The following is an 8714-nucleotide window of genomic DNA, read 5'->3' as shown; positions in this document are numbered from 1 at the left end:
CGGTCGGCGGCTCAACCGCTGCTCTGGCGCGGCCCGGCGTGCGGGGACGGCAGGACCAGACCGGCGGCCTGCAACTCGCCCTCGACGCGTACCCGCTCGATCTCCAGGTCCATCCCGTCGAGATCGGCGAGGTGTTCCGGCACACCCAGGCATCGGCTGGCCAGGCGCAGCCGGTCGTCGTACGCCTCCAGCACCGCGTCCTGCCAGAGCCGGGACCGCCCGGCGAGGCCGAGCCGCTGGTCGCCCAGCCGGCGCAGGTCGGCGGCGATCCGCTCGATCGCCGGATGGCCCGGCTGGTCGAACTCGGTGATCTCGACCTCCCGGGCGGGCACGTCCACTTCGAACGCCCGGTCTAGGCGGCTCAGCGTCTGGCGTGACCGGCGGCTGTCCCGGCGGTCGACGGACCAGCGGACGAAGTTGCCGATCAGCTCGTCGGCGCAGATCAGGGCGGCCACGGCGACCGGCAGGCAGGCTACGGCAAGAAGGGCCAGCGGCAGCGCGAAAGCATGCACGATGGCCATGTCCTCCGACGCTAACCGGCGTCAACCGGGCCCGCCACCGGTTTTGCAATCAGGAGCATTCATCGGGTAGCCGGGGCAAGGGCCAGGCGCAGCCGGTCGACCGCCGCCCGGTCGCCAGCCCAGCTGACGGCGTCGGCGGCGGAGCGCCGCCAGAGCCAGAGCAGCAGCCGGTCCGCACTCGCGCTGACCGTCGCCGCCGGCTCGACCTCGGTCGGCGGCTCGTCCCCCGTCCCGGACGCCTCGTCGGCGGTCGCCGCCGAGCGGTCGCCGCCGACACCTGTCGACCGCATGACCGGTGCCTGGTCCGGGGCGGCGTACCGCGGCGTCGGGAGCCGGCCGGACGCCGCTCGGCCGGACGCGACCGTCGCACCCTCCGGACCGAGTCGGACCAGCCAGCTCGCCGGGCCGGCGGTGGCCCGGACCTGGACGGCGGGATCGGGGAGAACGTCGGTGAACTCCTCGGGCCACCGCCGGGTGCCGTATCCCAGGAAGAGCCGCAGCACCTCGTCGATGCCGTCGGCGGCGAGATCACCGGGGATCTCCGTCACGGGCTGGGCGGTCGCCAGCTCCGCGTCCACCCGGTGGATGACCGTCTCCTGCGCCATCCGCCGAAGCCAGAAGCCGACGGTCTGGTCCGGGTCGTACCAGGTGGGGGCGAGCGCGGCCGGGTCCCGGCTGTCGAACTCGGCGCGCAGCGCGAGACAGGCCCGGTCGAGCAGCGCCAGCGGCTCCTCGCCGGACAGGTCCGGCGGCCACGACGACGGAATCCGGCCGGTCCGCATGCACTCCACCTTGTGCAGGTAGACCAGGGCGACGTGCCGGACCAGGTCGGCGACGGTCCAGTCCGGACAGCTCGGCACCGTGGCGGCCAGATCGGCGGACGCCACCTGTCGCAGCCGGGCCTGGTCGGCGGCCAGGCACTCCAGAAGTCGCACGCGCAGCATGAGGCCAGCTAACCAGAGGGGCCCGATGCCCGCAGGGCGCCGCGCGCATCGACGTCACCCGCCGCGGCGCCCGGCAGACCTCCGCGGCGTGCCTCAGGTGTCGACGGGGTGCACCACGTAGAAGCGCGGCAGCGGCAGGATGCGCAGCCGGAGCCGGGTATTGGTGCGGTGCAACTGCCAGATCAGCGCCGCACCGGCGGTGGCCAGCGAGATCAGGCCGCCGATCCAGATGCTCGCGCCGGCACCGTAGCGCTCGGCGATCCAGCCGACGATCGGGGCGCCGACCGGGTTGGTGCCGAGGAACACCAGTACCCAGAGCGCCATCACCCGGCCCCGGAACGCCGCGTCGACCCCGAGCTGCACCCGCTGGTTGGACGCCTGGGCGAAGAAGACCGTGAAGAACCCGGTCAGCGGCAGCAACGCCACCACCAGCCAGTACGCCGGAGCCAGCCCGACCAGCGTGCCGCAGACGCCGGTCGCCACGGCCGAACCCAGCACCACCCACACCGACGGCCGGCTGCGCCGCCCGCTGCCGGCCAGCGCCCCGACCAGGGAACCCACCGCGAGCGCGGTGGTGAACAGGCCGAACGAGGCGGCCCCGGTGTGGAAGGTGGTCTTGGCCAGCGCCGAGAGGGTGAGCTGGAAGTTGAACAGCGCCAGCCCCATCACCGACATCAGCACCATCGGCAGCACCAGGTCGGACCGGCGGGCGACGTACCGGAGGCCGTCGATCACCCGGGCGGAGGCCCGCTCGGCGAGCGGCGGCAACTCCTCGCGGTGCAGCTCGGCGACGCGCATCATCACCACGCAGATCACCGGGGCGATCGAGCTGACCGCACTGACCAGGAAGACCGGGCCGACGTCGAAGAGGGCGATCGCCACCCCGGCCACCGCCGGGCCGACGATCCGGGCGGAGTTGAACGTGGCGGAGGAGAGCGCCAGCGCGTTGGGCAGCAGCGAGGTGCCGACGAGCTCGGAGACGAAGGACTGGCGTACCGGGGTCTCGACCGCGTTCGCCACCCCGAGCAGGGCGGCGAAGACGAAGACGTGCCAGAGCTGCACGACGCCGGTGAGCACCAGCGCGCTCATGCCGAGCGCCAGCACGCTCCAGGTGGCGTTGGCGATGACCAGCAGCAGGCGCTTGTCGTACCGGTCGGCGAGGCGGCCGGAGAGCAGGGTGAGCAGCAGCACCGGGGTGAACTGCAGCGCGACCACCACGCCGAGCGCGGAGGCCGAGTTGTTCGAGAGATCCAGGACGAGCCAGTCCTGCGTGGTGAACATCATCCACACGCCGATCAGCTTGATCAACTGACCGGTGACGAAGAGCCGGTAGTTGCGGATCGTCAGGGACTGGAACGTGGTGCTCAGCTTTGCCCGCACTCGGGGTGCGCCTCCTCGGGTCGTACGCGTGATCCCGACCTCCGGTTGGCGACCTTGCGCCGGAAGTCCTAGCGGACGAAGCGGACCCGTTGGTTTGCGGCGGTCAGTCGCGCGCCACCTTCTGCAGGATCTCCGCGGCACGCTGGAGCGCGTCGCGTTCCTCCGGGGTCAGCTCGGCGAGCCGGACGGCCAGCCACCGGCTGCGGGCCCGGTCGAACTGGGCGAGCATCTCGCGGCCGGTGTCGGTGGTCGAGAGGATGACCTGTCGACCGTCGGTCGGATGGGGGGTGCGCTGCACGAGGCCGCGCTCCTCCAGCTTTGCGACGATCTTGGTCATCGTCGGCGGCTGCACCCGTTCGGTGTCGGCCAGCTCGCGGGGGGTCAGCGCGCCGCCCAGCTCCAGGCTGGTCAGTGCGGAGAGCTGGGTCCCCGTGAGGTCGCCGACCGGCCGGGTCTGCCGCACCCGTCGGTTGAGTCTGGTGATCGCGTCGCGCAGTAACGTCGCGAGCTGCGCCGGTGGCATCTGCTTCGCCATCACCGTCCACTCCGTCACGATCGTTAGCATAACTAATGAGCTTGGCTAACGACCACCGATTATGACCACTGTCACCGGCGCCCCCGCCCGACCCGCTGCCGCGACCCCCGGTAGCCGTTGGGCACAGGTTAGAACAGCAGGGTCTCGATCGGACCACGCAGGAAGTAGACCACGAAGAGCCCGGCCACCCCGTAGAGCAGGGGGTGCACCTCCCGGGCCCTGCCCCGGGCAACCTTCACCAGCACGAAGCTGATCACCCCGGCCCCGATGCCGTTCGAGATCGAGTAGGTGAACGGCATCAGCACGATGGTCAGGAACGCCGGGATGGCGATCTCGTAGTCGTTCCAGTCGATGGTCTTCACCGCGGTCATCATCAGGAACCCGACGATCACCAGCGCCACGGAGGCCGCCTCGAAGGGCACCACCACGACCAGCGGGGCGAGGAACATCGCCAGCAGGAACAACCCGCCGGTGACCAGGTTGGCCGCACCGGTCCGGGCACCCTCCGCGACCCCGGCGGCACTCTCGATGTACGCCGTGTTGCTCGACGTACTCGCCGCACCGCCGGCCGCCGCGGCGATCGAGTCCACCAGCAGGATCTCCCGGGTACGCGGCGGCATCTTCCGCTCGTCCAGCAGCCCGCCCTCCTGGCCGACCGCCACCATCGTGCCCATGGTGTCGAAGAAGACAAGTCGACATGCGCCTAGTAGCTCCGAGTAGCTAGGAGGTGCGCCCCGGGGTCCGGAGCAGGCACTCCTTCCCCCGGCACGACTTGACCCGCACCACTCGTCAGCACACGAGAGGAACGAACCCGGTGTCATCTTCCACGAAGCCCACCACGGGCAACAACACCGCACCGCCGACCGGACAGAACTCCCCCGAGCGCGCCCACCTGTACGGGCTGCTCCTCGCCGGCACCATGACCGGCCTGCCGATCCCCGCCTCCGTCAGCTTCGACAACGGCGGGATCTCGGTCACCCTCGACAAGGACGACCGGGCCGGCGTCGACCGGTGGGCCGCATTCTTCGGCGTACCCGCCGCCAGCATCCGTAACTACTCCGGCGACTTCTCCTACACCGCCTTCGGCAACGTCGGGGACGGCCCGACGCAGTGGCGGGCGGCCCGCTGCTACATCAACCAGACCGATGCCGAGCAGGCGGAGGTGACCCGCTGATGGCCGCCACCGTGCAGACTGCCGCCACACCCGACGAGCCCCGGGCCGGCCAGTTCCCCACCGTCAACCCGTCGACCATGCGCGTGGACCAGATCGACGACCGGGGCGACGGCCGCCACCTGGTGGCGGTGCCGCAGCAGGACGTGAGCGCAGCCGTCGTCGACTTCCTCCGCTACCTGTCGAACCGGATCGGCCACGCGAGCATCGAGGTGCAGCGCGCCTACTGGATCGGCTACGGCGACGGTGTCCACGACGCGAACGCGGTCGACGACGCGGACCGGCTGGCCGACGACGTGGCGTTGTGCGCCCGGGTCGACGCGATCGTGCGGAAGTACGACCGGCAGCGGCCGGGACCGGAGCGGTCGCGGGAGTTGCGGGCCGAGTTGGATGCCGCCGCCGTTGACTTCGGTCGTGTGGTTGCGGCCAGCGAGGCCGGTGTGTGATGACGATCGCCCCTGTGCGGGGTCGGGTGGCTGTCGGGGCTTCGGCCCCGGCGGCGGCCCGCCGCCCCAAGATGCCGACCCAGCGGAGCCGTGCCGGCAAGCCGGCCGCGCCCCGCGTCGACTTCGACGCCCTCGTCCGTGAGCAGCGGATCGAAATGTTGGTCCGCGACCACCGACGGCACGCCGTCTACACCCTCGTGCGTCTGTGCGGCAGTTGGGCCGATGCCGAAGATGCCGTGCAGGACGCGATCCTGCACCTCCTCTCGGACCCGACGATGTTGGACGGCCACGGCAGCCCGGTCGGTTGGCTGGTCGCCACCGCGAAGTGGAAGCTGGTCGCGGCGCGGGCGGCCCGTGCCCGCCAGTGCCCGGCCCTGCTCGGTGAGCACATCGAGCGGGTTGAGGACCGGCAGACGGAGCCGACCGGCGGCCCGTGCATGGCGGACCCGGAGGTTGCGGATCGGGTCCGCCGGGCGCTGTCCACCCTGTCCCCGGAGGTCCGCCGCGCGGTCGAGTTGCACTGCGTTCAGGGTCTCTCGATTGAGCAGGTGATGGAGGCGACCGGCAAGAGTCGGCACGCGGTCCACCAGCTGCTCTACACGGCGATGAAGGTGCACAAGAACTGGAACGGCCCGGAGTGGCGGGAGAAGTACGTCAGCGACCCGGAGGCGGAGGCGCTGCGCACGCAGGTGCGTCTGCTGGCGAAGCTGCCGCCCCGGACTCGTGAGGTGGTGTGGCTGCGGTACGTGGACGAGTTGCCGCTTGCGACGGTTGCCGCCCGGACCGGTCTGACTCAGAAGATGGTGTCGCAGCATCTCAACCGCGCCCGGGTGGTTGCGCGTGTCGAGCTGGCGGAGCGGACGGCATGAGCCGCCTGTTCCGCCGGCCGGGCCGGTACGTCGGCCAGCACCGGCCCGGCGTCGTCCGCCCTCCCCTGCCTGTCGACCCGTGGCAGGCCGGGGAGGCGTACGACCCGCTCACCGACACGCTCCTACTCGCCTTCGGGGGTGCGCTGTGAAGCTGCGCCTGTACGGGACCCCGGCCGAGGTGAACGCGGCCGTCGACCTGGTGAAGCGGCTGTTCGTCGTCTGGTCGGTGTCCCGCCACTACCAGAACACGAGCGTGGCCGATCCCGGAACGGTCCGGGTGTACGTCCACGCCGAACTTCCCGCCGGAACTGGAGACAAGTCGTGACCGAGGAGGAACCGAACTTCATCGCCCGGCACCTGCGCTGGCCGGCACTGGTCGCCGCCGTGGCGCTCACCGCAAAGGGTGAGTACGACCTGGCGCGGATGGCGCACTACGGCGAATGGATGGCAGTTCTGTTCCCGATCTCGATTGATGTGTATTCGGCGGCGGCATTCCTACGCCACCGCACGTTGGACGTCCTCGCCGGGTTGGCGTTGATGATCGGCTGTCAGGTTGCCGTTCACTTGCTCCCGCTCTACATCACCGGCGAAGAACAGGTGCCGTGGGGATTGGTGATTGCAATCTCATGTGTTCCGCCGATCGTGGCGTGGCGGGCGCATGCTCTCGGCACCAAATCTCGGGCGAAGAAGACGAAAACGCTGACCGCCGAGCCCGTGTCTGGAATGCCAGACACCGACGCGACGGACGTTGACGTACGTGACGCGTCGTTCGATCCGTGGTCGCTCGCCGAGCCGGCTCGTGACGCATCCCTGCCGGTGCACGCCGATGCGTCACTCGGCGACCCGTTCGACGCACCGGCCATGCGTCACCCGATGCCGGAGGTGACGCGTCACGACGTGCCCGCCCTGCCGGCCAGTGACGCACGCCTGACGTACCCGGCGTTGACGCACCCCGCCAGGCGGACGGTGACGCATCGGATCAGCGACACCGACGTATCGCCCGATGACCGGTCGGACGGTGCGGAGGTGACGCGTCAGCCGGAGCCGGTGAAGACGCGCCGGGGTCCGAAGCCGGGCAAGAACGAACGGCTCGACCAGGCGCTGCGGATGGTCGTGGTCGAGGGCATGTCGGCCCGTGCCGCCGCCCACAAGGTCGGCCTCAACGAGCAGCAGGTACAGCGGGCCGTGCGGCGCCACCGGGCCGACGACAGCCAGGTGGAGGCGTGATGGTCGTCTACCACTGGGTTGACTCGCGAACCTACTGCGATGCCTCCGAGCACGGTGACCAGGACATCTGCGGGTCGTGTGAGGACGAGACGGTGTGCGCCGACTGCGGCGACGTCATCGCCGCTGGTGTGTCGTACCTGTTCTGTGTCGAGAACGGGGAGGGCGTCCACGCCGACTGCTCACCGGACGCCGCGTCCGCCGACTGGGTCGACTACTACTGAGGGCGGTCACGATGAGTAACCTCAACCCCTTGACGGTTCAACCCCGTCAACCCCTTGAGAACAGCCCGCAGGGGTCCCCCAGGGGGCGGGAAGCGGCATCTTCCCCCGGCATCAACCCCTTGACTTCTCAACCCCTTGAGAGTCGACAGAGCGTGACCGGGAAGGGTGCCGGGACCCGGCGGGGGAAGAAGCCGAACCCGCTCCTCGACCCGCCCGTCCTCGCGACCGCCGTCATGCTCCTGCTCGTCCTGGAGCTGGTGCTGTGGGCGGCCGTCGGCTGGCTGTGGTGGGCGGTCATCAACGCCGTGGCGGCCGTGATCGTGTTCGCGGCGCTGCTGGCGTGGCGCCGTCGGGGGAAGGGCGGCCTTCTCGACCGGCTGCTGGGTGCGTCACGTCGGCCGGGTGCGTCATCCCGGTCCGGTGGATCGCCCGGGGGTGCGTCACAGAGGCGGCCGGCCGGTGCGTCACGAAACCCGCTGAGTCGTCTCCTCAACCCCGGGGGTGCGTCACGTACGCGTGGTGACGGATCGCGGAAGAAGCCGGGCCTGTTTGACGCACTGCGGGGCAAGCGGCCGGGTGCGTCACGGAAGCCGGCCGGGTCCGGTGATGCGTCACGGCGGAAGCCCGGCGGCCCGGGTGACGCATCACGGTCGCGTCCGGCGAAGCGGTGGCCGTTCGGCGGCAAGGGCCGACCCGGCAAGAAGCCGTCCGGTGACGCGTCACGGTCGGGCGGTTCCCCGTCCGGCGGACAGAAGCCGGGTCGGAAGAAGCGCGGCATGTGGGACGACTTCCGCGACGGATTCAACGAGAAGCGGCACGAGGAAAAGAAGCGCGACGACAGCAGAAAAGCGAAGCCGGAGAAGGCCACCAACCCAACCCCGGCCGATCCGGAACAGGTGCCGGAAAAGCCCGCACCGAAGCAGCAGCAAGGAAAGGAGACAACGGTGGGAATTCGACACGAGGACGACGCCAGCCTTCAGCGGTGGGGTCGGAACCTGAAGACGGTCGCCCCGTCGATCGACGAGTTGGCGACGGCCGCCCGGCAGCAGGGCGACATTGTGGAGGCAATCGCGACGGGGATGAAGAGGCTCGCCGACCAGGGCGAGAACGACCTTCCGGCGAGCAAGGCGTTGACGTCGGAGGCCGAGGTGATCGCGGCCGAGCTGCGGAAGATCCGCGAGGAGGACGAGGAGCGGGCGAACCGGCTGCGGTCGCTGGCGGACCGGTCGTCGGCGCTGGCGGACCGGTACGGCCGGGATCACGAGGTGGATGAGGCGCGGCTGGCTGGTGAGCGTGGCGGCCGGGCGCGGGAGAAGCGGGCCGACGTCACGTCGGCTGAGCAGGACACCTGACCCGCTGGGGTGTCCCGTGGTGTACACGCTGCGGGACACCCCCTGCCG

12 protein-coding genes and 1 pseudogene are annotated in these 8714 nt (G+C 70.6%); 8 read left to right on the top strand and 5 right to left on the bottom strand.

Going from position 1 to position 8714, the window contains the following annotated elements; all coding sequences use genetic code 11:
* Window positions 1-11: 11 nt before the first annotated feature.
* From ABNF97_RS09560 to ABNF97_RS09540, 5 genes and pseudogenes are all read right to left on the bottom strand, one after another.
* Entirely contained in the window at window positions 12-521 is a 510-nt protein-coding gene (locus tag ABNF97_RS09560) for a hypothetical protein (protein ID WP_130461727.1), read from the bottom strand.
* A 59-nt stretch (window positions 522-580) separates the two neighbouring features.
* Window positions 581-1456 (bottom strand): maleylpyruvate isomerase N-terminal domain-containing protein, encoded by an 876-nt coding sequence (locus ABNF97_RS09555; RefSeq protein WP_207230446.1) that lies wholly within the window; start codon window positions 1454-1456, stop codon window positions 581-583.
* A gap of 102 nt (window positions 1457-1558) precedes the next feature.
* Window positions 1559-2845 carry an MFS transporter gene (locus tag ABNF97_RS09550; RefSeq protein ID WP_130461725.1) on the bottom strand — a complete coding sequence of 429 codons (1287 nt, stop codon included), beginning with the start codon at window positions 2843-2845 and terminating at the stop codon, window positions 1559-1561.
* Between the two features lie 103 nt (window positions 2846-2948).
* Window positions 2949-3398, bottom strand: a complete 450-nt coding sequence (locus ABNF97_RS09545; RefSeq protein WP_207230445.1) for a MarR family transcriptional regulator — start codon at window positions 3396-3398, stop codon at window positions 2949-2951.
* Between the two features lie 110 nt (window positions 3399-3508).
* A pseudogene (locus ABNF97_RS09540) lies at window positions 3509-4066 on the bottom strand (solute carrier family 23 protein); the annotation flags it as partial.
* 128 nt (window positions 4067-4194) lie between these two features.
* Here ABNF97_RS09540 and ABNF97_RS09535 point away from each other — a divergent pair.
* The 8 genes from ABNF97_RS09535 (at window position 4195) to ABNF97_RS09500 (ending at window position 8666) form a co-directional block, all read left to right on the top strand.
* On the top strand, window positions 4195-4554 hold the full coding sequence (locus tag ABNF97_RS09535; RefSeq protein WP_349338305.1) for a hypothetical protein: 360 nt from the start codon (window positions 4195-4197) through the stop codon (window positions 4552-4554).
* Window positions 4554-4997 carry a hypothetical protein gene (locus ABNF97_RS09530; protein WP_349338304.1) on the top strand — a complete coding sequence of 148 codons (444 nt, stop codon included), beginning with the start codon at window positions 4554-4556 and terminating at the stop codon, window positions 4995-4997. Before ABNF97_RS09535 ends, ABNF97_RS09530 begins: the two co-directional genes overlap by 1 nt.
* Window positions 4997-5866, top strand: coding sequence for a sigma-70 family RNA polymerase sigma factor (locus tag ABNF97_RS09525; protein WP_349338303.1), 870 nt, complete (start codon window positions 4997-4999; stop codon window positions 5864-5866). The genes ABNF97_RS09530 and ABNF97_RS09525 overlap by 1 nt, the downstream gene beginning before the upstream one ends.
* The gene (locus ABNF97_RS09520; protein WP_349338302.1) at window positions 5863-6015 is read left to right on the top strand and encodes a hypothetical protein; all 153 of its coding nucleotides are present in this window, start codon (window positions 5863-5865) and stop codon (window positions 6013-6015) included. The genes ABNF97_RS09525 and ABNF97_RS09520 overlap by 4 nt, the downstream gene beginning before the upstream one ends.
* Window positions 6012-6191, top strand: a complete 180-nt coding sequence (locus ABNF97_RS09515) for a hypothetical protein (RefSeq protein ID WP_349338301.1) — start codon at window positions 6012-6014, stop codon at window positions 6189-6191. The genes ABNF97_RS09520 and ABNF97_RS09515 overlap by 4 nt, the downstream gene beginning before the upstream one ends.
* Window positions 6188-7093, top strand: coding sequence for a hypothetical protein (locus tag ABNF97_RS09510; RefSeq protein WP_349338300.1), 906 nt, complete (start codon window positions 6188-6190; stop codon window positions 7091-7093). The genes ABNF97_RS09515 and ABNF97_RS09510 overlap by 4 nt, the downstream gene beginning before the upstream one ends.
* Complete coding sequence (locus tag ABNF97_RS09505) at window positions 7093-7314, top strand: hypothetical protein (protein WP_349338299.1); 222 nt, start codon at window positions 7093-7095, stop codon at window positions 7312-7314. Before ABNF97_RS09510 ends, ABNF97_RS09505 begins: the two co-directional genes overlap by 1 nt.
* A 776-nt stretch (window positions 7315-8090) precedes the next feature.
* The gene (locus ABNF97_RS09500) at window positions 8091-8666 is read left to right on the top strand and encodes a hypothetical protein (RefSeq protein ID WP_349338298.1); all 576 of its coding nucleotides are present in this window, start codon (window positions 8091-8093) and stop codon (window positions 8664-8666) included.
* Window positions 8667-8714: the final 48 nt, after the last annotated feature.

The organism is Plantactinospora sp. B6F1 (genome assembly GCF_040120695.1).
In the GTDB taxonomy this organism is placed as follows: Bacteria; Actinomycetota; Actinomycetes; order Mycobacteriales; family Micromonosporaceae; genus Plantactinospora.
Note: the sequence above shows the minus strand (reverse complement) of the source record. Positions and strands in the feature narration are given on the sequence as shown.

What these genes read in the sequence shown, in the direction of transcription:
- ABNF97_RS09560 (WP_130461727.1), bottom strand. Translation starts at nt 521, where the DNA reads ATGGCCATCGTGCATGCTTTCGCGCTGCCGCTGGCCCTTCTTGCCGTA.
- ABNF97_RS09530 (WP_349338304.1), top strand. Translation starts at nt 4,554, where the DNA reads ATGGCCGCCACCGTGCAGACTGCCGCCACACCCGACGAGCCCCGGGCC.
- ABNF97_RS09525 (WP_349338303.1), top strand. Translation starts at nt 4,997, where the DNA reads ATGACGATCGCCCCTGTGCGGGGTCGGGTGGCTGTCGGGGCTTCGGCC.
- ABNF97_RS09520 (WP_349338302.1), top strand. Translation starts at nt 5,863, where the DNA reads ATGAGCCGCCTGTTCCGCCGGCCGGGCCGGTACGTCGGCCAGCACCGG.
- ABNF97_RS09505 (WP_349338299.1), top strand. Translation starts at nt 7,093, where the DNA reads ATGGTCGTCTACCACTGGGTTGACTCGCGAACCTACTGCGATGCCTCC.
- ABNF97_RS09500 (WP_349338298.1), top strand. Translation starts at nt 8,091, where the DNA reads ATGTGGGACGACTTCCGCGACGGATTCAACGAGAAGCGGCACGAGGAA.